21 protein-coding genes are annotated in these 21286 nt (G+C 74.4%); 11 read left to right on the forward strand and 10 right to left on the reverse strand.

All coding sequences use genetic code 11. The features are described from left to right. Window positions 1-111 precede the first annotated feature (111 nt). Window positions 112-1602 (forward strand): DNA-binding protein NsdB, encoded by a 1491-nt coding sequence (locus tag BLW86_RS34275; protein WP_030688994.1) that lies wholly within the window; start codon window positions 112-114, stop codon window positions 1600-1602. Between the two features lie 147 nt (window positions 1603-1749). Here the strand turns inward: BLW86_RS34275 and BLW86_RS34280 are convergent, their stop codons facing one another. Continuing rightward, on the reverse strand, window positions 1750-3234 hold the full coding sequence (locus tag BLW86_RS34280) for a PP2C family protein-serine/threonine phosphatase (RefSeq protein ID WP_093877617.1): 1485 nt from the start codon (window positions 3232-3234) through the stop codon (window positions 1750-1752). A 422-nt stretch (window positions 3235-3656) separates the two neighbouring features. Between BLW86_RS34280 and BLW86_RS34285 the strand changes: the two genes are divergently transcribed. The 4 genes from BLW86_RS34285 (at window position 3657) to BLW86_RS34300 (ending at window position 7897) form a co-directional block, all read left to right on the forward strand. After that, window positions 3657-4916, forward strand: coding sequence for a hypothetical protein (locus tag BLW86_RS34285; protein WP_093879025.1), 1260 nt, complete (start codon window positions 3657-3659; stop codon window positions 4914-4916). Between the two features lie 147 nt (window positions 4917-5063). Next, window positions 5064-6275 (forward strand): threonine synthase, encoded by a 1212-nt coding sequence (locus BLW86_RS34290; RefSeq protein ID WP_093877618.1) that lies wholly within the window; start codon window positions 5064-5066, stop codon window positions 6273-6275. 43 nt (window positions 6276-6318) lie between these two features. Then, the gene (locus tag BLW86_RS34295; RefSeq protein WP_093877619.1) at window positions 6319-6849 is read left to right on the forward strand and encodes a GNAT family N-acetyltransferase; all 531 of its coding nucleotides are present in this window, start codon (window positions 6319-6321) and stop codon (window positions 6847-6849) included. A gap of 109 nt (window positions 6850-6958) precedes the next feature. Then, the gene (locus tag BLW86_RS34300) at window positions 6959-7897 is read left to right on the forward strand and encodes a carbohydrate kinase family protein (protein ID WP_093877620.1); all 939 of its coding nucleotides are present in this window, start codon (window positions 6959-6961) and stop codon (window positions 7895-7897) included. Here the strand turns inward: BLW86_RS34300 and BLW86_RS34305 are convergent. From BLW86_RS34305 to BLW86_RS34315, 3 genes are all read right to left on the reverse strand, one after another. Further along, window positions 7875-9155, reverse strand: a complete 1281-nt coding sequence (locus tag BLW86_RS34305) for an ATP-binding protein (RefSeq protein WP_093877621.1) — start codon at window positions 9153-9155, stop codon at window positions 7875-7877. The genes BLW86_RS34300 and BLW86_RS34305 overlap by 23 nt on opposite strands. Before the next feature lie 182 nt (window positions 9156-9337). Beyond that, window positions 9338-9694 (reverse strand): DUF805 domain-containing protein, encoded by a 357-nt coding sequence (locus tag BLW86_RS34310; RefSeq protein WP_093877622.1) that lies wholly within the window; start codon window positions 9692-9694, stop codon window positions 9338-9340. A gap of 207 nt (window positions 9695-9901) precedes the next feature. After that, window positions 9902-10261, reverse strand: coding sequence for an SPW repeat protein (locus BLW86_RS34315; protein WP_256341518.1), 360 nt, complete (start codon window positions 10259-10261; stop codon window positions 9902-9904). A gap of 381 nt (window positions 10262-10642) precedes the next feature. On the opposite strand from BLW86_RS34315, the gene BLW86_RS34320 reads away from it, so the two are divergent. Continuing rightward, the gene (locus tag BLW86_RS34320) at window positions 10643-11014 is read left to right on the forward strand and encodes a cupin domain-containing protein (RefSeq protein WP_093877624.1); all 372 of its coding nucleotides are present in this window, start codon (window positions 10643-10645) and stop codon (window positions 11012-11014) included. A 166-nt stretch (window positions 11015-11180) separates the two neighbouring features. On the opposite strand, the gene BLW86_RS34325 is transcribed toward BLW86_RS34320, so the two are convergent. Further along, a complete protein-coding gene (locus BLW86_RS34325; protein ID WP_093877625.1) occupies window positions 11181-11546 on the reverse strand; it encodes a hypothetical protein in 366 nt (121 codons plus the stop codon). Between the two features lie 192 nt (window positions 11547-11738). On the opposite strand from BLW86_RS34325, the gene BLW86_RS34330 reads away from it, so the two are divergent. Beyond that, entirely contained in the window at window positions 11739-13181 is a 1443-nt protein-coding gene (locus tag BLW86_RS34330) for a carboxylesterase/lipase family protein (RefSeq protein WP_093877626.1), read from the forward strand. Window positions 13182-13259: 78 nt separating this feature from the next. Here the strand turns inward: BLW86_RS34330 and BLW86_RS43490 are convergent, their stop codons facing one another. Both BLW86_RS43490 and BLW86_RS34335 read right to left on the reverse strand, forming a co-directional pair. Then, window positions 13260-13562 carry a hypothetical protein gene (locus tag BLW86_RS43490; protein WP_256341519.1) on the reverse strand — a complete coding sequence of 101 codons (303 nt, stop codon included), beginning with the start codon at window positions 13560-13562 and terminating at the stop codon, window positions 13260-13262. A 20-nt stretch (window positions 13563-13582) separates the two neighbouring features. Then, window positions 13583-14455 carry an MFS transporter gene (locus tag BLW86_RS34335; protein ID WP_256341520.1) on the reverse strand — a complete coding sequence of 291 codons (873 nt, stop codon included), beginning with the start codon at window positions 14453-14455 and terminating at the stop codon, window positions 13583-13585. Window positions 14456-14576: 121 nt separating this feature from the next. Between BLW86_RS34335 and BLW86_RS34340 the strand changes: the two genes are divergently transcribed. Both BLW86_RS34340 and BLW86_RS34345 read left to right on the forward strand, forming a co-directional pair. Next, a complete protein-coding gene (locus BLW86_RS34340; protein ID WP_093877627.1) occupies window positions 14577-14906 on the forward strand; it encodes an ArsR/SmtB family transcription factor in 330 nt (109 codons plus the stop codon). 56 nt (window positions 14907-14962) lie between these two features. Further along, window positions 14963-15655, forward strand: coding sequence for an RraA family protein (locus BLW86_RS34345; protein ID WP_093877628.1), 693 nt, complete (start codon window positions 14963-14965; stop codon window positions 15653-15655). Window positions 15656-15671: 16 nt separating this feature from the next. Here the strand turns inward: BLW86_RS34345 and BLW86_RS34350 are convergent, their stop codons facing one another. The 3 genes from BLW86_RS34350 to BLW86_RS34365 form a co-directional block, all read right to left on the reverse strand. Beyond that, window positions 15672-16109, reverse strand: a complete 438-nt coding sequence (locus tag BLW86_RS34350; RefSeq protein ID WP_093877629.1) for an OsmC family protein — start codon at window positions 16107-16109, stop codon at window positions 15672-15674. Window positions 16110-16174: 65 nt separating this feature from the next. Further along, on the reverse strand, window positions 16175-16963 hold the full coding sequence (locus tag BLW86_RS43840) for a type 1 glutamine amidotransferase (protein ID WP_093877630.1): 789 nt from the start codon (window positions 16961-16963) through the stop codon (window positions 16175-16177). A gap of 551 nt (window positions 16964-17514) precedes the next feature. Continuing rightward, complete coding sequence (locus BLW86_RS34365) at window positions 17515-18168, reverse strand: class I SAM-dependent methyltransferase (protein ID WP_093877631.1); 654 nt, start codon at window positions 18166-18168, stop codon at window positions 17515-17517. A 189-nt stretch (window positions 18169-18357) separates the two neighbouring features. On the opposite strand from BLW86_RS34365, the gene BLW86_RS34370 reads away from it, so the two are divergent. Both BLW86_RS34370 and BLW86_RS34375 read left to right on the forward strand, forming a co-directional pair. Further along, window positions 18358-20739: a molybdopterin cofactor-binding domain-containing protein gene (locus BLW86_RS34370; RefSeq protein WP_177181832.1), complete on the forward strand. Its 2382-nt coding sequence runs from the start codon at window positions 18358-18360 to the stop codon at window positions 20737-20739. 14 nt (window positions 20740-20753) lie between these two features. Further along, entirely contained in the window at window positions 20754-21233 is a 480-nt protein-coding gene (locus tag BLW86_RS34375) for a (2Fe-2S)-binding protein (RefSeq protein WP_093877632.1), read from the forward strand. Window positions 21234-21286 lie beyond the last annotated feature (53 nt).

The raw sequence follows: 21286 nt of genomic DNA on the forward strand, positions 1-21286 counted from the left end.
CGCGTGCGGGTGGCGGAACATCCAGCGCACCCTGGCGAACCCTGGCGAATTGTCGCCAGGCCTATGACAGGGGGTTACTGTCAACTCAGCCGAGAACCTGGGGGCTTAGACGTGACCGGACAAACCAACACCCGCCTGGCAGACCTGTTCGGCCTGGCCGGCTGGTCCAAGGGCGAACTCGCGAGGCTCGTCAACCGGCAGGCGGCGGCCATGGGCCACCCCCAGCTGGCGACCGACACCTCGCGGGTGCGGCGGTGGATCGATCGGGGCGAGACCCCGCGCGATCCCGTCCCCCGGGTGCTGGCAGCACTGTTCACCGAGCGACTCGGCCGTGTCGTGACCATCGAGGACCTCGGGTTCGTACGACACGGGCGTGCCGGAAAGAAGCAGGACGTCAGGAAGACGGAGAACCCTGACGGGCTGCCCTGGCCCCCCGATCGTGCGGCGGCGGTCCTCACCGAATTCACGGGAATGGACCTCATGCTCAACCGACGCGGCCTGGTGGGCGCGGGTGCCGCGCTTGCCGCCGGCTCCGTACTCAGCAACGCCATGCACGACTGGCTGCAGACCGACCCCGCACGCAAGGGCGTCGCCCAGCGGGCCACCGATCCCCTCCACGCCGACCCCGCCGGGTTCGACCGCTACGAGGCCGCCCCCATCGGGTCGGAGGAGATCGAGGCCCTGGAGCACTCCGTGGTGGTGTTCCGCGCCTGGGACGCCTCCCGGGGCGGCGGCCTCCAGCGCAAGGCGGTCGTGGGCCAGCTCAACGAGGTGGGCGGCATGCTCGCCTACCGCCATGCCGACCACCTCCAGCGGCGCCTGTGGGGCGTCGCCGCCAACCTCGCCGTCCTCGCCGGCTGGATGTCCCACGACGTAGGCCTCGAACCGACGGCGCAGAAGTACTTCGTCATCGCCGCCCACGCGGCCCGGGAGGGCGGCGACCGGCCCCGGGCCGGCGAGGCGCTGTCCCGGGCCGCCCGCCAGATGGTGCACCTGGGCCGGCCCGACGACGCCCTCGATCTGATGAAGCTCGCCAAGGTGGGCTCGGGCGAGCGGGTGCTGCCCCGCACCCAGGCCATGTTCCACACCATCGAGGCCTGGGCGCAGGCCTCCATGGGGCGGGGACAGGCCATGCGGCGAACCCTCGGCGAGGCCGAGGACCTCTTCGTCTCCGACACGGGAGAGGAGAAGCCGGACTGGATGCAGAACTTCGACGAGGCCGACATGCACGGCATGCAGGCCCTCGCCTACCGCACCCTCGCCGAGCACGATCCGGCCGCGGCGATCCCCGCGCAGCGCCACGCCAAGCTGGCCATCGAACTGAGGCACGGCGGGCACGACCGCTCGAAGCTCTTCGACCACATCTCGCTCGCCTCGGCCTGCTTCATCGCGGACGACCCGGAGCAGGCCGACCGGTACGCCCGGCTCGCCCTCATGTCCATGGGGGACACCTCGTCCCACCGGACCTGGGACCGGCTGCGGGAGATGTACCGGCTCACCGGCCAGTACGCGGGCTACTCGAGCATCGAGACCCTGCGCGAGGAGATCGAACTGGCCCTCCCCAGGTCGCCCGTCAACCGCCCCAGGGTCGGGCAGGCCTGAGCCTTCCCGTCCCGCGGGTCGGGAAGGCTCAGGAGAGGCTCGTCACCGGGTGGGACGGGGAGGCTCGGGAAAGGCTCGTCAGCGGGTGGGACGGGGAGGGCCGGGAGGGCCCGTCAGCGGGTGGGTCCAGTTCCGGCGCGGGCGGTCTCAGCTCCGGCGGGCGACCCGGACCACCATCACGCAGGCGTCGTCCTCGCGCGGCTCCTCGCCGAACTCCTCCACCACGGCGCGCACGCCGTCCTGCGCGTCCCGTGCCTCCGCGAGCCGGGGGCCGAGGGCGAGCAGCCGTCGCGTGCCCGTGTCGTCGTCCGGGTGACCGCCGCGGGTCAGCCCGTCGGTGTGCAGGACCAGCAGGTCGCCCGGGAGCAGCCGGGTCTCGGCCTCGCCGTACACGGCGCCGGTCGTCGCCCCGAGCAGCATGCCCTCGGGCCGTCGGAGCGCGTGTCCCGTCCCGCCGCGGAAGAGCAGCGGGGCGGGGTGGCCGGCCTGCGCCCAGGCCAGGGTCTGGGCCACCGGGTCGTAGCGGCAGCACATCGCGCTGCCGAGCGCGGGCTGTACGGAGGTCTCCAGGAGCTGGTTGAGGTGGCCCATCAGCGCGGCGGGCCGGATGCCGGCGACGGCCATGCCGCGCAGCGCGCCGAGGAGCATGGCCATGGAGGAGGTCGCGGCGACCCCGTGGCCCGTCAGGTCGCCGACGGTCAGCAGCGCGTCCCCGTCGGGCAGGGCGAGCGCGTCGTACCAGTCGCCGCCGATCAGACGGGTGCTGGCGGCGGGCAGGTAGTGCGCGGCCACGTCGAGGGGGGCGGGGCCGTCGTGGGCGAAGCGGAGCGAGCCGCGCCACGGCGGGAGGACCGCCTCCTGCAGTTCGACGGCGACCCGCCGCTCGGTGATCTCGATGTGGCGGCTGCGCTCCAGGCTGTCCCGGCTCTCGCGGACCGCCCGCTCGCTGCGCCGCAGCTCGCTGACGTCGCGCAGGACGGCCCACATGGAGGCGGTGCAGCCGTCGGTGTCGAGCACGGGTTCGCCGGTCATGTGCACCGTGCGCACCCGGCCGTCGGTCCGTACGATCCGGAACTCGCCGTCGATCGGCTTCCCGTCGATCAGACAGTCCGTCACCATGCCCTGCAGGACGGGCTGGTCCTCGGCGAAGACCATCGTGGGCATCTCGTCGAGCGACATCGGGCCGCTCTCGGGGGGTCGTCCGAAGATCTGGAACAGCTCCTCGGACCAGCTGACCTCGTCGGTGAGCAGGTTCCACTCGGCGCTGCCGACCCGGGAGAGCAGCGAGCCGGTCCGGGGCGGGGCGGCCACGCCGTACGCCGTGCCGGGGGCGGTCGCGAGCGCGGTGTCGACGACGGCGTCGACGTCCCCGGTCTCGTCCTCCGGCACCGCGCTCGCCGGGACTCCGGCCCGGAGCTGGCCCAAGTGGGCGCCCAGGTCGTCGAGTTGGTGCACCGCCAGGTCGCACAGGGCCCGCTGCCACCGCTGCTGGGGATCGTCCTCGTCCGCCACGGCGTCCCGGCGGACGGCATCCACCTCGCCGCGCAGGCGGCGGGTCTGTGAGATCAGCGCGTCCACCGCGCCCGGCTCCGGCGGCTGGGCGGGGCGGTCCGCGAACAGATGGGACGGCATGTCGTACTCCGATACAGGCGCGGCGCGGCCAGGTGTGGAAGGAGGCCCGTAGACGACTGTCGCACAGCCCGGGACGGCCCGTAAGGGATTTGGCAACACTCGATCCGGTGGTGCTTCTGTCATATGCCAAAGGCCCGGCGATTATCGGACAGGGCGCGACCCGTTACGGTGCTGGGGTGGTGAACGACGACGGAAACGGCACGGTGGGCGCGGGGACGACGGTCACGGGCGGGGTGGTCGCGGGCGGTTCGGACATGAGTACGGAGGCGGAGGCGGGGATGCCGGACGGCCTTGCCCCCGGCGCTCGGGCATCGGGCGCGAGGACCGGTGCCGACGCGGGTGCCGTGACGAGCGGTCCGGGCGCGAGCGCCGGTGCCGGTGTCGTGACGGGCGCTCCGGGCACGACGGCGGGCGGTTCGGGCATGCGTACGGAAGCGGGCGCGGCGGCCATGGGCACGGTCGGCACCGCCGTCCTGCTCGCGGCCGCGCCCGCCGGCCGGGGCCGCGCGATGGACGCCGCTTCGGTGCTGCCGGCGCTCGCCGCCGTACCGCCCGGGGTCCTCACCGGCACCACGGCCGCCACGGTCGTCGAACTCGCCGATCCGCTCGACCCGCAGACCGTCCTCACCCGCCTCCGCGCGGCGGCCGCGAGCCCCGGACCCCTGGTCGTCTGTCTCGCGGGCCAGCTCCACCTCGACCGCCGCCAGCAGCTGCCCCACCTCGCCCTCGCCCGCACCACGCCGGCGACCCTCCGCTACACCGCGCTGCCCTGGCACTGGCTCGCCGCCGAACTCGGCGTACGGCCGCCCGGCACCACGACCGTCGTCGCGGACCTCGCGGCCGACCCGGACGTCTGGCAGCGCCTCACCGCCGCGCCCGGACTGCTGCACCTGGGGCCCGGCCCCCTTCTCTACGGGCGCGTGGTGCCCGCCCCGCGCAGGGGCGAGCCCACGACCCCCGGATACCTGCGTGCCCGGGCCGAACTCTGGCGCTCCGGAGCCCGGTTGACTCCGGCCGCGGCACACGCGGAGGCCGCCGCGCGGGCGGTGACGGTGGCACCCGCGCCGGAACCGGTCTTCCTCACACCCGGGCTCGCACCTCCACCGGCACCCGTGCCGGCGGGGGGACCGGCCCCCGTTCCCGCGGCGCGCCCGGCACCCCCGGCGGCGACCCGCCCCGCGCCCGTACCCGCACCCGTGACCGTGACCCGCCCCGCGCCCCTGCCCGTGACGCCTCCGGCGTCCGTGCCCGCCGGTGCGGGTGGGCCGGTGGCCGTGGAGGACCCGCACCCCGCGATCCTCGCCGCCGCCATGGCCGGGCGGCACGGCGAGGCGGCGGCGGTGGCGGCCGCCTGGGAGCACGAGGCCCTGCGCCGCCACGGGCCCCGGTCGATGGAGGCCGTGCACTGGACGGAGGTACGGGCCGACCTCGCCCGCCTCGCCGGGGAACCGGCCCGCAGCTGCGAACTCTGGCTCGCCGCCGCCGAGGCCCGGCTCGGACTGGGCCAGCGGACGGACGACCCCGACGTCGAAGGGGCCGTCGACCGGGCCCACCACCAGTGGGAGCAGATCGGCGACCCCGACCGGGCCCGCGCCCTCGGCCCCACCCTGGTCGACCTCCGCCGACGGGTCCCGGGCCGCCGGCCCGGCGCACTGGCCGCCCTCACCCGCCGCATGGGCTGACGAGGCCGGACAGGAACGAGCGGCGGCCGGCCCCTCGCACGCGCCCGTACGACGCGAAGGAGGCGTACGGGCCGCCGTACGGCGCCGCCGGCCCCTCGCGCACCCCGTACGACCGCCCGAGACCCCCGTCCCCGAAAGGACCGGCCCGTGACCTCGCTCGCCACCGCCCAGCGCTCGCTCGCCGACCCGTCCGTACGCCACCCGCTGTGGCCGCCGCTCACCCGTGGCTGCCCCGTCACCTCGACCGAGGACGTCGCGTACCCCCTCGACATCGACTACGCCTACGACCGGGTCCCCGCCGACCTGTTCACGCGCCCGGCCGCCCACGGCCTCGAACGGTGGGCCCCCCTGCTGCCGCCCCTCGCCGCCCCCGGTCTCGGCGAGGGCGGCACGCCCCTGGTCGAGCTCCCCGACGGCGTCTGGATCAAGGACGAGTCCCGCAACCCCACCTGGAGCCACAAGGACCGGCTCAACCGGGTCGCCGTCAGCGCCGCCGTCGCCTCGGGGGCACGGGGCGTCGTCGTCTCCTCGTCCGGCAACCACGGCGCGGCGGCCGCGGCCTACGCGGCCCGGGCCGGACTCCCGTGCGCCGTCTTCACCTCCCCGTCCGCCCCGCCCGCCGTCGCCTCCCACCTCCGCGCCTACGGGGCGACCGTGCTGACCGTCCCGTACGAGTCGGTACGCCCCCTGATGCGCCGCATCGTCGACGAGCTCGGCTTCCAGAGCGTCAGCAGCGTCACGGACACCGCGCACACCGGGCACCCCTTCGGGCCCGAGGGCTACAAGACCCTCGCGTACGAGCTCGCGCTCGACCTCGGGCGCGCACCGGCGGAGGTGTACCTCCCCACGGGCTACGGCGAGTTGCTCTTCGGCGTGGCCAAGGGCTTCCAGGAGCTCGCGCGGCTCGGCGTCACCGACTCCGTCCCCCGCCTGTACGCGGCCGAGCCCGCCGCGGCCGGAGCCCTCACCGAGGCCCTGCGCACCGGCCGGCCCGTCGCCCGCGTCCCCGTCGGACCGACGGCCGCGTACGCCATCGACTGCGAGGTCAACAGCTACCGGGGCGTCCTCGCCGTACGGACGACCGGGGGAGCGGCCCGGACGGTGACCGACGGTCAGATGGCGGCCGCGCGAGCGGAGCTGGCGGCGCAGGGCATCTGGTGCGAGACGTCCTCCGCCGCCGGGCTCGCCGCGCTCCGCGCCCACGGGGCACGCGAGACCGACGGTCCGGTGGTGTGCGTGGTCACCTCCAGCGGCTACAAGGACATCGCGACGGCGAAGGAGTCCTTCACGCCGACGGCCCCGGACTGGGAGCCGATCAAGGAAGCCCTGACGGCCGCCGTGGACGGCGAGCCGCGCTGACCGGCGTGCCGGCGGGCGTCGCCGGGGCTGCGATGATGGAGGCATGTCCACCGTCCCGCCCCCGGCGTCCCCCCCGGTCTCCTCTTCCGCCCCGGGGGAGCGGCCGCCGCTCGTCACCGAGCGGCTGGTCCTGCGGCCGGTCCGGAGCGCCGACGTGCCGGCCGTGACGCGGCTGTGGACCGACCCCCGGGTGCGCCACCACCTCGGCGGTCCCGTCATCGACTCCGTCGTCCGGATCCGGCAGCGGCGGATCGTCGGGGCGCCCGGTTTCCACGCGGTGGTCCGGGTCGAGGACGGCGTCCTGCTCGGCCTCGTCACGGTGGAGGACGGAGCACGGAACGGGGAGACGGAGGTCTCGTACCAGTTCCTGCCCGAGCACTGGGGACAGGGGTACGCGCGCGAGGCCGTCGGCGCGGTCGTCACCCGGGTCCTGGAGGGCACGCCGAGCGTGGTCGCGCTCACGCAGGAGGCGAACGCCCCCTCGCGGCGGCTCCTGGAGGCCCTCGGCTTCGCGCACGCGGAATCCTTCGTGGAGTGGGACGCCCGCCAGGTGCTCTACCGGCGGCGCGCCTGAGGGCCGCCGGGCCCCACCGGAGCCGCTCACCCGTGCCCGGCGCCCCGTACGATCTGCGGACCGTCCACCAGGGCGCCCGTGTCCCGGTTTCCCCGAGGAGCTCCGACCCATGTCCTTCCTGGTGATCGGCGAGTGCGTCGCCGACATCGTCCGCGCCCCCGCCGGCTCCGGCGCCGCCGACCGGGTCCATCCGGGCGGCAGCCCCGCCAACGTCGCCTACGGCCTCGCCCGGCTCGGCCGGGACGTCGGCCTGCTCACCCAGCTCGCCGACGACCCCGCCGGGCGGCTGATCGCGGACCACCTGAGGGGTGCGGGGGTACGGGTGGAGATCGGCGGCGTTCCCGTACGCACCCCGTCGGCGGTCGTCGGGCTCGACGCGCACGGCCGGGCCACGTACGCCTTCGACATCGCCTGGACGCTGGAGACCGGCGCGCCGCCGGCCGAGACGCCCGCCCATGTGCACATCGGCTCGATCGCCGCCGTCACCGCTCCCGGCGCGGCCACCGTCCTCGCCGAGGTCGAGCGGCTCCGCGACCGGGCCACGGTCAGCTACGACCCGAACGTGCGGCCTGCGCTGATGGGGGAGCACGCCGTCGCCGTCGCCCGCGTCGAGCGCTGCGTCGGGCTCAGCGACCTGGTGAAGGCGAGCGACGAGGACCTGGCCTGGCTGTATCCCGGCGAGGACCCGCGGACGGTCGCCGCCCGCTGGCTGGCCCTCGGCCCGGCCGTCGTCCTGGTCACCCGGGGCGCGGCGGGATCGCTCGCCTTCACCGAGCGGGAGACGGTCGGGACGGAAGCGCCGCCGGTCACGGTCGTCGACACGGTCGGCGCCGGCGACTCGTTCATGTCGGCCGTCCTCGACACCCTCGCGGGGTGGGAGCGGGAGGCCCTCGCCGGGCTCGGCGCCGAGTACCTCACGAGGCTGCTGCGGAGGGCGACCGCCGCGGCGGCCGTCACCGTCTCCCGGGCCGGCGCCCAGCCGCCCGACCGGGCCGAACTGGACGCGGCCGGGGAGCGGTTCACCCTCAGGTGCGGGCGTGCGTCGTGATGTCCGAGGCGAACTGATCGACCATCTCCGGTGTGACCGTCGGCCGGCACTCGGCGATGGCCTCCAGATAGTCCGCGGTGCTCGCGCCGGGCGCCGGGCCGTCCCCACCGACCGCGACCAGGTCCCGCTCGAAGGAGGCCTGGGCGGCGATCCGCGCCGCGTGCTCGATGTCGGCGGGGGTGAACAGCTCGCTCGCGAGCACCAGTTCGTCGATGTCGACGTCCGGCCGCCCGTCGGTGTAGCGGGACCAGATCGCCGCCCGCGCCGCCTTGTCCGGCGTACCGATCGGGATGAGGTAGTCGAAGCGGCCGGGCCGCAGGAACGCCGGGTCGAGGGAGCGGATCGAGTTGGTCGCGCAGACGAGCAGCCGCTCGTCGCGCTCCCGGAAGCCCGGTATCAGCTTCAGGAGTTCGTTCGTCACCCCGTGCATGCCGCCGGGCTGGGCGGGCTCCGAGCGGACCGGGGCGATCTCCTCGACCTCGTCGATGAAGACCAGGACCCGCTCCAGCTCGGCGATCCGCGCGAACGCGGACCGCAGGGCGGCGGCGAGGTTCCCCTCGTCGGCGAGGCGGGACGGCAGGATCTCCACGAAGGGCCAGCCGAGCCGGGAGGCGATGCCCCGCGCGAACGTGGTCTTCCCGGTGCCGGGCGGGCCGAACAGGCAGACCGCGCGCGGCGGCCGCACCCCGTGCCGGGTGGCCCGCTCCGGCTCGGCCAGCGGCAGCACCACCCGGCGCTCGATCAGATCCTTCTCCCGCTCCATGCCGGCGACCTTCGCCCACAGGTCGCCCGGGAGCAGCCGGCCGCCCAGGTCGTCGAGGAGCCCGGCGGCGGGGCCGTGCAGCGGCTCCACCTTCTCGAAGTACGCGACGGCCGGCTGGCGCGTGTACCCGGCGTTCAGCAGGCCCTCGCCGAGGAGCTCCTCCTCCGGCAGGACGTACGCGATGCGTCCGACGCGCGCCGCGACGAGCCGCCGCTCCAGCTCCACGAGCAGGGCGCTGGCGAGGCCGCGGCCGCGCCAGGCCGAGGAGATCGCGATCCGCATGACCCAGGCCCGCTCGCCGGAGACACAGGCGAGCGCCGCCCCGATGGGGGCGCCCTGGTGCACGGCGACCACGGCCGGCTGACGGGAGGTGAGGGCGCCGATGCACTCGGCGAGCGAGAAGACGGACTCCTGCCCGAGCTCGGCGGTGGTGTCGATCAGATGGACGACGGCGGCGAGATCGCTCTCGCGGTAGTCGTGGATGTGCCAGTTCACCGGTGGTACCGCCCCTCGTTCGTGCTGTTGCGGCGAGGCTAGGCGGGACGGCGGGGCCGGGGCCTGCGCCACGGTGCACAAGGCGGCGCGGTCCATCACTCCGTACCGGCTCTATGCACGCGCTTCCGGAAAGCGCGCAACCCCCGGAAGCGAGGCTTCCGGGGGTTGCGGCGAAGGGACCGTCAGTAGGCCGGGGCCAGCTTCGGGTTCGGGCCGTGCGCGTTCTGGTGCTGATCACCCTCGGTGGCGAGGAAGACGATCAGGATGATGCCGCCGACCAGCGGGACCAGGCCGATGAGGAGCCACCAGCCGGAGCGGCCGGTGTCGTGCAGGCGGCGGATGGCCACGCCCAGATACGGCAGGAGCACGGCCAGGAAGTAGATCCCGGTCAGCGCCGGGTAGATGCCGAGCACCGAGTCGATGATCGCGAGCACGATGATCGCGATGATGTTGAACAGGTAGAACATCCAGAATTCCTGACGGCGCGCCCGGCCGTTGAACACCGCGTACTTCTTGAGAACGTCGAGGTACCAGTTCAATTTGTCCCCCCAAGGACTGGGTGTGCGAGCGGGAGCCTGTCCCTGTGGAGCAAGCTTTACGCAGAACTTATGTGGCTGAAACCATGTGGGTCAATCTGTTACCTGGCGGTTGCCGTTCACACGCGGAACGCGGTGAACGGCGGCATCTCCGGGAGAGGGGAAGCCGCCGTTCGGGGGGACCGACGAGGGTCCGGGGGGATCAGGGCGTCACGTCCTTCTCTTGCTCATGAGCAGCCCGCCGGCCGTGAGGGAGAACAGGCAGACGCACGCGCCGGTGATCACGTTGCTGAGGATCGCGCCCGTGTCGGGGTGCCGCGAGACCACCCAGGGGGAGACGATCAGCCACGCGCCCATGAGCAGGACGACGAAGTTCAGGTCCTGCGACCGCTCGGGGACCATCGACATACACAGGCCGAGCACCGCGAGGGAGATGCCGACGATCAGGTTGCTGATGGCGAGTTCCGGTCGAGCGGCGGAGAAGTGGACCGTCCACGCGGAGATCGCGGCGTACACGCCGGCGAGGATCACGAGCTCCTCGACGGCGGCCACACCTCTGGTCTGGAGCATACGGGCATATCGGTCCCGCATTTCCGGCGCGTCGGGGTGTCCCGCGATATCACCGTGACGGTGAGAGACGTCGGCCATGTGACTCGCCTCCTTCTGGCGTCGTGCATGTCTGGCCGCACTGCGGCAATCGAGCCGCTGCTTCATTGTGCGCTTATCTGGCCTTTATGTGTAGGTCTGCCCCATAAGGGATGTGCACAGAAAAGAGGTGATCGACATGAGGGGATCCGCCAAGAGTGTTTCTGTTCAACAAAAATTCAACGCAAAGCCGAACCGCCCCTCGTGCCCATGTGCGCGCCGCTCCCGCCCGGTGGCCCGTGCCGTCCCGGCGTAGCCTGGAAGTGGACTCGGGGACCGGACCTTTCCCACCGCCGGGAGTGAGCGATGGCCGGCATCGTACGAAAGAGCTTCGACTCAGCGGACGAGACGCGTCCCTTCGAGGAGGGCAAGGGCAGGCTCGACCTGATCAACGGCGACGGTGGCTCGGTGGGCCGGGCCGTCTTCGAGCCGGGCTGGCAGTGGTCCAAGCACATCAAGCCCATCGCCGGCACCGACAGTTGTCAGGCGTCGCACGTCGGGTACGTGGTCAGCGGGCGGATGAAGGTCGTCATGGACGACGGCGAGACGACGGAGTTCGGTGCGGGCGACTACATGGAGGTCAAGCCCGGACACGACGCCTGGGTCCTCGGCGACGAGCCCTGTGTGGCCCTCGACTGGACGGGCTTCACGAACTACGCCATGCCGCCGTCCTCCTGACGGCCTCCCCGTTTCCGACCGTGCCCCGGAAGCCCTCCGGGGCACGACGGGGCTTCCGGGGCACGATGGGGCTACGGACGCCTGTGCGTGTACGACCACCGGGCGACGCCGGCGCCGGACGGTGCGGCGCCGTGCCCGAGGCGGTCCTCGCGGCGCCCGCGGAACCTCATTCGTAGGCGTCGGTGACGCAGTCGGCGGCGCAGCGCCAGTGCTCGAACCTCTGGCGGAGCACCGCCGCCGCGTGCCACCGCTCCACCTCCGCGCGGCCGTACCGCTCCTCGGCCGTCCGCATCACCGCCCCGACGGTGACGATCGCCGGCTCGCCCTCGCCGGCGGACCGGCGGGCCTCCGCGATCACGTGGTCGGCCGCTCGCCGGAGGTCCCGGGCGTACTCCCGCTGGGCGACGGACCGCGCCCGGGAGGCGGCGAACGGCCGCACGGCCCGCCCCTTCCAGACCACCCCGGCGACCATGACACCGGCCCCGGACAGGAACCAGAGCGCCCATCCCACCGCCCCGGCGTCCCACTTCATCGCCCCGCCGCCTTTCCCCCCGGGCCCGAGGGCCTCCGCCGAGTCTCCGAGTCTAGGGCGCCGCCTTCGCGCCGCGCCCGGGGCGGAGGCCGGGGTGTCGGCCACCGGGAGAGGGGGAATTGACACGTGTAAGTCAGCAGTGACACGCTCCTTCTCCGGCCCCATGTGCCCGCGCAGAAGGAGCAGCGCCCCATGAGCACCACCGTCACCACCGCCCGAGGACCCGTGCGCGGCGAGCGCCGTGCGGACGGCAGTCTGCGCTTCCTCGGCATCCCGTACGCGCAGCCGCCCGTCGGCGATCTCCGCTTCGCGGCCCCCGTGCCGCCCGAGCCCTGGTCGGAGCCGCTGGACGCGACGGCGTACGGGCCGACGGCCCAGCGCCGGCCGTTCGCGGAGGTCACGACGATCCCGGAGCCGTCGATCCCGGGCGCCGGGGTGCTGAACCTGAACGTGTTCACGCCGGCAGTGGACCCGGAGGCCGGCCTGCCGGTGCTGGTCTGGATCCACGGCGGCGGGTACGTGGCGGGTTCGGCGGCGAGCCCCTGGTACGACGGGGCCGCGTTCAACCGGGACGGCGTCGTGCTCGTCTCGGTCGGCTACCGCCTCGGGATCGAGGGGTTCCTGCACCTGGAGGGCGCGCCGGACAACCGGGGCGTACGGGACTGGATCGCGGCCCTGGAGTGGGTGCGGGACAACATCGCGGCCTTCGGCGGCGACCCCGCGAAGGTCACGATCGCCGGTCAGTCGGCGGGCGGCGGCGCCGTGCAGACGCTGCTCGCGGTCCCGTCGGCGCAAGGACTGTTCCGGGGCGCGCTCTCCGTCTCGGGCGCGGTCATGCGGCCCGACGGCCCCGAGGTCGCCCGCGCCGCGGCCCGGCTGTTCACGTCCCGTACCGGCGTCCCGGCGACCGTCGCCGCCCTGCGGGACCTGACCGACGACGAACTCCTCGACCTCCAGGACCGCATGTCCGCGCCGGGCCCGGACCGCGAGGGCCTGCCGCCGATGCTGGCCCTCGCCCCCTTCGCCGACGGCGAGCTGCTCCCCGTACCCGTCCTGGACGCCCTGACGACGGGCGGGGCCGGCGCGGACGTACCGCTGATGCTCGGCTTCACCGAGGACGAGTTCACGATGATTCCGCCGCCCGGCCCCGGCGCCCCGCCGCTGCCCGTCCTCCTCGGCGGGCTCGGTCTGGACCCCGCCAGGACCGGCGCCTTCACCGAGGCGTACGCGGCGGGCGGCGAGGAGCGGTACTTCGGCCAGGCGCTGACGGACACGCTCTTCCGCGCCCCGAACCTCGCCGTCGCGGACGCCCGTGCCGCCCGCGAACGCCCCACCTGGTTCTACGAGTTCCGCTGGCGCTCGCCGGCCGTCGGCCTCGCCTTCCACTGCCTGGACCTGCCCTTCGCCTTCGACCTCCTCGACGCCGAGGGCGTCGCGGCCGCCGCCGGGGACGAGCCGCCGCGCGCGCTCGCCGACGCCCTGCACCGGGCGTGGGTCGCGTTCGTCACCGACCAGGACCCGGGCGCCGACTGGCCGCGCTACACCGCCGCGGAGCGCGCCACGAAGATCTGGGACGCGAAGCCCCGCATCGCCGTGGACCCCGGCCGGCGGGTCCGCGCGCTCTGGCTCGACTGACGGGGGCGGCCGCCCCGGGCCCGCAGCGGTGTGCGCCGGGACCGGCGGGGCCCCGGCGCACCCGAGGCGGCGGAGGTGTCACGCCCTGGACTTCTCCGGGTCGGCCGAGCCCGGTGCCGCCGCCGTGACGGCGGGCGCGGCGGGGGCGCGTGTCGTCCCCACGTGCCAGAGGAGGGCGAGGGCGAGGAGGCCGGCGGCCACCGGCCCCAGTGCGGCCGGGGTGAGGCCGAACCCCTGCTGTGCCAGCCCGCCGAGGCCGCCGCCGAGGGCGACGCCGACGTAGAGCGCGGAGGAGTTGAGGCCGAGCAGGACCGGCGCGGCGGCGGGGCTGAGCGCGATGAGCCGGTGCTGCTGGGGGACCACGACGACGCCGGCCGCCATGCCCCAGGCCGCGGCCCAGATCAGGGCGGGGGCGAAGGCGAGGGTCGCCAGGGGGGCAGGGCCAGGGCGAGCGCCGTGAGGGCGAGGGCGGAGGTGAGGACGCGCGAGGCGTCGTGGCGGTCGACCAGGCGGCCCGCCGCGATGTTCCCCGTCAGGGTGCCGACGCCCCAGGCCAGAAGGACCAGGGTCAGGAGCGACTCGTCGCCGTCGGTGGCGCTCCGCAGGGTCGGGGCGATGTACGTGTAGAGGGTGTAGGTGCCGAGGAACGCGAGCGTGGTGACCGCGAGGACGGCCAGGATCCGCCCCTGTGTCAGGGGACGCAGCCGGTCCGGCAGCGAGGTCGCGGGCAGCGTCACCCGGGGGAGGCCGACGGCGATGCCGACGGCCGCGAGCAGGCCGGTCCCGGCGACGGCCCAGAGGGTGCGGTGCCAGTCGGCGCGGCCGATCAGGGTGCCGAGCGGCAGCCCCAGTGCGGTCGCCAGGGTCAGCCCGCCGAGCGCGAACGCCAGGGCCCGGCCCCGGCGTTCGGGTGGCACGAGGGCTGCCGCGGTGCTGGAGGCGGCGGAGGTGATGACGCCCGCTCCCACGGCGGTGACGACGCGCGCGGCCATCACCACCTCATAGGTGGTGCCCAGCGCGGTGGCGGCGTTGCCGATCACGAACACGGCCAGGGCGATCAGCAGGGCCGATCGCCGGTCGAGGCCGCTGGTGAGTGCTCCCAGTACCGGTGCCGACAGGGCCATCGTCAGGGCGAAGACCGTGACCAACTGGCCTGCCGCCGGGGTGGACACCCCCAGGTCGGAGGCGATGGAGGGGAGCAGGCCCGCGATGACGTAGCCGTCGGTTCCGACGGCGAACGTCGCCAGGGCCAGGGGGCGGAGTCGTCTCGACATGGATCGTGCCGCCCTTTCGGAGGGTCGTCGAAGGAGGTGGTCGACTCCCCAGTAATGCATGGATGCTTGTCCATGTATCAATGCGTGGATAGGATTCCGACTCGACGGAAGGAGGGAAGCGATGCGCGAGGTGTCCCAGCCGGCGACCGAGGCGATCCGGATGGTGGAGGTGCTGCGCGCGCTGGCGGATCCGGTGCGGCTGGAGATCGTCCAACGGCTCGCCGTCACCGGCGAGGAGAGCTGCAACGCCATCGGCGGCGATCTGGAGGTCCACCAGACGACGCTGTCCCACCACTACCGTGTGCTGCGCGAGGCGGGCGTCACCTGGACCACCGTCAAGGGCCGGTCCCGGCTGGTGCGGCTCCGCCGCGACGACCTGGACGCGCTGTTCCCCGGCCTGCTCGACTCCGTGCTGGACGGAGCCCGCCGCACGCCCCCGGCGGAGGGCTGACCCCACCGCCGCACGCCCAGCCCACCGCACCCGCCACGGACGGATCGGAACGCCAGATGATCGAGGACTTCGCCGACCTCTCCACGCCGCTGATCGCCGACGCCTGCGTACGGCTCGGGGAGCCGCTGCGGGCCGCGCCCGCCGGGATCCTGCCCGTCGTCGCCGGGCAGCGCGTCGCCGGCCGGGTGCTGCCCGCCCGTCACTACGGAAGCGTCGACGTCTTCCTGGAGGCCTTCACGCACGCCGCGCCCGGGGACGTCCTCGTCATCGACAACGCGGGCCGCCGCGACGAGGCCTGCATCGGCGACCTCGCCGTCCTGGAGGCGGAAGCGGCGGGCGTCGCCGGGGTCGTCGTCTGGGGCCTGCACCGGGACACCCCGGACCTGGTCGAGATCGGACTGCCCGTCTTCTCGTACGGACGCCACGCGCCCGGCCCCGTCCGCCTCGACGACCAGGACCCGGACGCGCTGACCACCGCGCGGTTCGGCGACCACGAGGTGACCGCCGCCGACGTGGTCTTCGGCGACGACGACGGGGTGCTCTTCGTGACGGCCGACCGCGCGGACGCCGTCCTGGAGACCGCCCGGGCCCTCTTCCGCACCGAGCGGGAACAGGCCCGCCGGATCCGGACGGGGGAGACCCTGCGCGCCCAGACCCGCTTCGACGAGTACCTCGCCGGCCGCGCCGAGGACCCCTCGTACACCTTCCGCCGCCACCTGCGCCGGATCGGCGGCGCGATCGAGGAGTGACCGCGCCGCCCGCGGCTCAGCCCTCGAAGCCGACCGTGCCGTCCGGCAGGATCGCCTCCACGCGCGCCCCGTGCTCCACGGTCCGGCTCACCGTGCAGAACTTCTCGTGCGTCAGCCGCACCCCGCGGGCGAACACCTCGGCCGCCTTCGGGTTGTTGTCCGGCAGGTCGAACTCGTAGCTCACCCGGATCCGGCCCACCCTGCCGTCGTCCTCCGGCCCCGACACCGACTCCACCACGATCCGCAGGTCCTCGTGGTCCACCGCCCGGGCCGTCCGGTCGACGACGAGGCCGCCGCAGCCGCCCATCGCCGCGAGCAGCAACTCGACGGGCGTGAACGAGGGCTGCGCGTCCGCGTCGTCGGCGGCGGCCATCCGGACCTCCGCGCCCCGGTCGTTGCGGGCGGTCCAGTTCCGGTACCCGGTGCGGACGGTCTCGATCCGGTAGTCGGCCATGACGGTGAGGCTCCTTCGTTCACGTGCGTGTTCCCGTACGGTACGCGCCGGAGGCGGCGGAAGCCTCAGACGCCCCGCGCGTCCGCGTGGGCACGGACGACCGTGCCCCACGCCTCCGACACCGCACCCCAGACCGCCCGGAGTTCCGGCTCCGCCTCCCGTACCGACGCCACCGCCGCCCCCGGGTCGCCGCCCGCCGAGCGCAGCTGCTCCCCCTCGGCCGCCGCCCACGCCGCGACCGTCTCCGCGCCCACCTCCGGATGGAACTGCACCGCCCAGGCCGCGCCGCCCACCCGGAACGCCTGGTACGGGCAGTCGTCCCCCGCCAGCAGCGGCACGGCGCCGGCCGGCAGGCGGTCCACCTCGTCCCAGTGCCACTGCGCCGCCGGAGCGCCCTCCGGCACCCCGCCGAGCACCGGATCGCCCCCGGCGGCCGGCAGCCTGCGCAGCGGTACGGCACCCACCTCGGGCCCCCGGGGCCGCCGCGCCACCGAACCGCCCAGGGCGTGGGCGACGATCTGGCCGCCCAGGCATATCCCCAGCAGCGGCACCTCTCCGGCCACGGCCTCCCGGACGAGCGCGCGGACCCCGGGCAGCCAGGGCGCGGCCTCGTCGTCCTCGCAGTTGACGGCCCCGCCGAGGACGACGAGCCCCGCGTGGCCGCCCAGCGCCCCCGGGAGCGCCTCGCCCCGCCAGGCCCGTATCACGTCCAGGCGGAGCCCGTCCCGTACGAGACGCTCGCCGACCAGGCCGGGACCGGCGTCCTCCTCGTGCTGCACGACGAGCACGGCCGGCCCGCCGCGCTCCGCCGCTCCCGTTCCGGCCGCACCGGTCTCCCTCGTCTCCGTCGTCACGGTCGCCCCGCCTCCCCGTCCTGCCCCGGAACGCCCAGACGCGTTCGCTCCCCCGAGGATCGCCGAAGAAGCACCGGTGCGGGAGCCCTTGAGGACCCGAGCGTGAGCACATCTGAGTAGCGCGGTACGGGCGGCTGAGTACGCCGACCGATACGGCGGCCGGCGCCCGCTGATGGACTGGGGCCATGACCTTCGACGCCCGGCGCAGCCGCCGCCTCCAGCACGTCACCGCCACCGGCACGGCCCTCGCGGTGGCCCTCGGCCCGCTGGTCCTCGGCGCGCTGTTCGCCAAGTCGGTCGGCGGGGACCCGATGGTCTCCGTCAACGCCCTGATCGCGGGCGGCGGCCAGCGCGCCCGGATCTCCCGCGCCCAGCTCCGCTCGGGCGCGCGGCTCCGGCCCCGGGCCCGTCTGCGGAGCCGTGGGGCCGTTCCGCGATCCGGCTCGGCCGCACGACGGGAGCGGGGCGTGCGGCGCGGCCCGGGCCCGCGGTCCGGCTCCCTCGCGCGATCCGGCTCGGGCCCGCGACCCGGCTCCCTCGCGCGACCCGGCTCAGGCGCGCGGCCTGCGCGCCAGGAGGAAGGCCTGCGGCGTCTTCTCCCCGGCGTCCGGCTCCCGCACAAGACGGGCCGACTCGACCAGGCCCGCCGCGCCCAGCAGGCCCGCGAGACGGTCGGGTGACCAGCGGTACACGTCGAGGGCGACCTCGTGCCCGTACGCCCGCTCAAGCCGCACCCGCTCGTCGCCCACCTTGAAGGCGACCAGCGCGTACCCGCCCGGCGCGAGGACCCGGCGGAACTCGGCGAAGGAGGCGGCGAGTTCGTCCTCGGGCATGTGCACCGTCGAGTACCAGGAGAGGACCCCGCCGAGCGACGCGCCGGGCAGGTCGAGTCCGGTCATGGACCCCACCTCGAAGCGCAGCCCCGGGTAGGTGTCCCGGGCGACCGCGATCATCCCGGGCGACAGGTCCACGCCGAAGACGTCGGCGCCGGCGTCCCGCAGGTGGGAGGTCACCCGGCCCGTCCCGCACCCCAGGTCGCCGATCGTGCGCGGCCCGTCCGCAGCCGCCACCTTCTCCACGAAGGCGGCGAGCATCGCCCGGTCCAGCGGCGTCGTCGCCAACTGGTCGGCGAGCAGCCGCTCGTAGTCGACGGCGACGGTGTCGTAGGAGCGACGGGTGGCGGTGACGTGCGCGGCTTCGGTCATGAACGGGACCCTACGACGGCGTCACGACGCCGTCCGCGGCCCGGTGCCCCCGCCCCCTGCCCCCGCGAGACGTCTCCCCAGGACGTCCACTTCCGAACGGCTCCCGAAGGGCGCGCACATGAGCGATGATCGTCGCCTCTGAGGATACCCGGGAGTAGCACGCCGGGTTCATGGCGAAAGGCACACCGAATGGCGAGGCGGCACCCCGCGCGGGACGACGACCACACGAGCGGCACCGGGGACGCGCGCCCGGCCGGCCCGAGCGGACCCGGCATCGGACGGCGCCGGTTCCTCGGGTACGTCCTGGCGGCGCCCACCCTGACCGTCGCCGCCCAGCTCGGCGCCGAGGCCCTCGCCCCGCGCCCGGCCGCCGCGGCGACACCGGCCCTCATCCCCTCGCTGCCGGGACCGGCCGAACTCCTCGACCTCAACGAGCTCCTCACGCTCGCGGCCCTGCCCACCAGCAACCTCATCACCATCCGCGTCGACACCGACGGCACCGCCCACTTCGCCCTGCCCCGCGCCGAGGTCGGCCAGGGCGTCACCACCTCCAGCGCCATGATCGTCGCGGAGGAACTCGACCTGCCCCTGGACAAGGTGAAGGTCACCCTCGCCGACGCCCGCCCCGAGCTGCTCTTCAACCAGCTCACCGGCGGCTCGAACACCACCTACTCCACCTACACCCCCCTTCGGGTCGCCGCCGCCCTCGCCCGCGGACGGCTCCTCCACGCCGCCTCCCTCGTCCTCGGCGAGGCCGTCGAGACCCTCACCACGAAGGCCGGCGTCGTCCTCTCCCCGGCCGGCGCACTCCTCGGCTACGGCGAACTGGCCGTCAAGGCCGCCGCCCTCACCGACGCGGCGGTGGAGGTCACGCTCAAGGACCCGGACCGCTTCCGCGTCATCGGCACCGGGCAGCGCCGGGTGGACGCCCTCGAAGCGGTCACCGGACGCAAGAAGTTCGCCATGGACCTCCAGGTCCCGGACGCGCTGCCCACCATGGTCTGCCGGCCGCCGACCATCAACGGCACGGTCCGCTCCGTGGCCAACCTCGCCGAGGTCCGGGCCATGCCCGGCATCACCGACGTCGTCACCGTCTCCACCGGCGTCGCCGTCCGCGGCCGCACCTTCGGCCAGTGCGTCGACGCCGTCCGCGCCCTCCGGGTCGACTGGGGACCGGGCACGGCCGAGGGCACCTCCGACGCCACGATCCTGGAGAAGCTCCGCCGGGCCGAACTCCCGCTGGTCGTCCCGCCGCTGCCGCTCCTCACCAAGGCGGTCGACGCCCGCTTCACCTTCCACTTCGCCAGCAACGCAGCCCTGGAGACCAACTGCGCGATCGCGGACGTGCGGAAGGACTCCGCCGAGATCTGGGCCTCGCTCAAGGCGCCGATCGTCGCCCAGGAGCGGATCGCCCTCAAGCTCGGCCTGCCGCCCACCGCCGTCCGCGTCCACGTCACCGAGGGCGGCGGCTCCTTCGGCCGCAAGCTGTTCTCCGACGCCGCCCACGAGGCCGCCGAGATCTCCAAGGCCCTCGGCAAGCCGGTGAAGCTGATGTGGCACCGTACCGACGACTTCCGCCAGGGCCGTACGCACCCGATGTCCACCTCCCGGGTCCGGGCCACGTACGCGCTCGGCGAGGTCCTCACGTACGAGCAGCGGCACACCTCCGTGGCCACCGACTTCGGGCACGGCGTCGGCGAGGTCCTCACGGCGGAGGCGGCCCGGCTGCCCGTCGCCGACGCCACCTTCTCCGAGACGATGTTCCAGCTCACCCAGATCAGCCCCTACCACCTCGGCGTCACCACCCAGCTCCTCGCCGAGACCGACAAGGGCTTCAACACCGGCTCCATGCGGAACATCTACTCGCCCAACGTCCGCTGCGCCCAGGAGCTCGTCATGGACGAACTGGCCGAGCGGATGGGCCAGGACGGGTACGCGATGCGGCGCCGGCTCCTCAAGGACGCGCGGGCCCGCGCCGTCCTCGACAAGGTCGCCGCAGCGGGGAAGTGGGGCCGGAGCATGCCCGCCGGCACGGGCCAGGGCATCGCCGTCCACACCGAGTACCACTCCGCCGTCGCGATCCTCGCCGAGATCGACTGCCGGCCCGAGACCACCGGACGCAAGATCCCCGGCGCGTACACCGGGCCGCGCGTGACCAAGGTCGTCTGCGCCGTCGACGTCGGCCTCGCGGTCAACCCGCGCGGCCTGGAGGCCCAGATGATGGGCGGCATCGCCGACGGCATCGCCATCACCCTGACCTCCGGACTCCACCTGCGCGACGGACACTTCCTCGAAGGCAGCTGGGACCAGTACTTCTACACCCGGCAGTGGAACACCCCGCCCGAGCTGGAGATCATCGTGATGCCGCCGAGCGGCGACAAGCCGGGCGGCGCGGGGGAGCTGGCGGTCGCCGGCGCCATGGCCGCCGTCGCCTGCGCCTACGGCCGGGCCACCGGCACGATGCCGACGGTCTTCCCCGTCAACCACGCCGAGCCGCTCGCCTTCACGCCCCTGCCGACCGTCCCGTCCGTCCCGGCCTCGCCCACCGACGGCCGCGACCGCACCATCTGAGACCTGGAGCCCCCGTGCCGCAGCACACCTTCATCCTGAACGGCAAGGCCGTCACCGCCGACGTCGAGGGCGACGTCCGGCTCCTCTGGGTCCTCCGGGACGTCCTCGGCGTCACCGGCCCCAAGTACGGCTGCGGGGTCGGCGTCTGCCGGGCCTGCACGAGCCACCTCAACGGCAAGGCGTTCACCCCCTGCGCCGTGCGCGTCGACGACGTGGCCCCCACCGACGAGATCACCACCATCGAGGGCCTCCCGGACACCGTCGGCGCCGAACTCCACCCCATGCAGGAGGCCTGGCTCGACCTCGACGTCGCCCAGTGCGGCTTCTGCCAGCCGGGCCAGATCATGGCCGCGGTGGCCACCGTCCGCCGGGCGCGCGAGGCGGGACGCGAGGTCACCGAGGCCGACCTCGACACCATCCGCAACATCTGCCGGTGCGGCACCTACCACCGCATCCGGCAGGCCGTCCTGGAGGGCGCCCGCCGGATGGAATGAGAATGGTTCGCACCACGAAGGTATTCTTGCCGCATGGCGAGAGACGACGGCGG

The sequence above is a fragment of the Streptomyces sp. TLI_105 genome, from assembly GCF_900105415.1.
GTDB lineage: Bacteria > Actinomycetota > Actinomycetes > Streptomycetales > Streptomycetaceae > Streptomyces.

Coding starts and splice junctions, on each gene's coding strand:
- BLW86_RS34365 (WP_093877631.1), bottom strand. CDS start 18,168: ATGACCGAAGCCGCGCACGTCACCGCCACCCGTCGCTCCTACGACACC.
- BLW86_RS34315 (WP_256341518.1), bottom strand. CDS start 10,261: ATGCTCCAGACCAGAGGTGTGGCCGCCGTCGAGGAGCTCGTGATCCTC.
- BLW86_RS34335 (WP_256341520.1), bottom strand. CDS start 14,455: ATGTCGAGACGACTCCGCCCCCTGGCCCTGGCGACGTTCGCCGTCGGA.
- BLW86_RS34325 (WP_093877625.1), bottom strand. CDS start 11,546: ATGAAGTGGGACGCCGGGGCGGTGGGATGGGCGCTCTGGTTCCTGTCC.
- BLW86_RS43490 (WP_256341519.1), bottom strand. CDS start 13,562: ATGGCGGCCGGCGTCGTCGTGGTCCCCCAGCAGCACCGGCTCATCGCG.
- BLW86_RS34320 (WP_093877624.1), top strand. CDS start 10,643: ATGGCCGGCATCGTACGAAAGAGCTTCGACTCAGCGGACGAGACGCGT.
- BLW86_RS34350 (WP_093877629.1), bottom strand. CDS start 16,109: ATGGCCGACTACCGGATCGAGACCGTCCGCACCGGGTACCGGAACTGG.
- BLW86_RS34370 (WP_177181832.1), top strand. CDS start 18,358: ATGGCGAGGCGGCACCCCGCGCGGGACGACGACCACACGAGCGGCACC.
- BLW86_RS34285 (WP_093879025.1), top strand. CDS start 3,657: ATGCGTACGGAAGCGGGCGCGGCGGCCATGGGCACGGTCGGCACCGCC.
- BLW86_RS34280 (WP_093877617.1), bottom strand. CDS start 3,234: ATGCCGTCCCATCTGTTCGCGGACCGCCCCGCCCAGCCGCCGGAGCCG.
- BLW86_RS34295 (WP_093877619.1), top strand. CDS start 6,319: ATGTCCACCGTCCCGCCCCCGGCGTCCCCCCCGGTCTCCTCTTCCGCC.
- BLW86_RS34340 (WP_093877627.1), top strand. CDS start 14,577: ATGCGCGAGGTGTCCCAGCCGGCGACCGAGGCGATCCGGATGGTGGAG.
- BLW86_RS34330 (WP_093877626.1), top strand. CDS start 11,739: ATGAGCACCACCGTCACCACCGCCCGAGGACCCGTGCGCGGCGAGCGC.
- BLW86_RS34300 (WP_093877620.1), top strand. CDS start 6,959: ATGTCCTTCCTGGTGATCGGCGAGTGCGTCGCCGACATCGTCCGCGCC.
- BLW86_RS34345 (WP_093877628.1), top strand. CDS start 14,963: ATGATCGAGGACTTCGCCGACCTCTCCACGCCGCTGATCGCCGACGCC.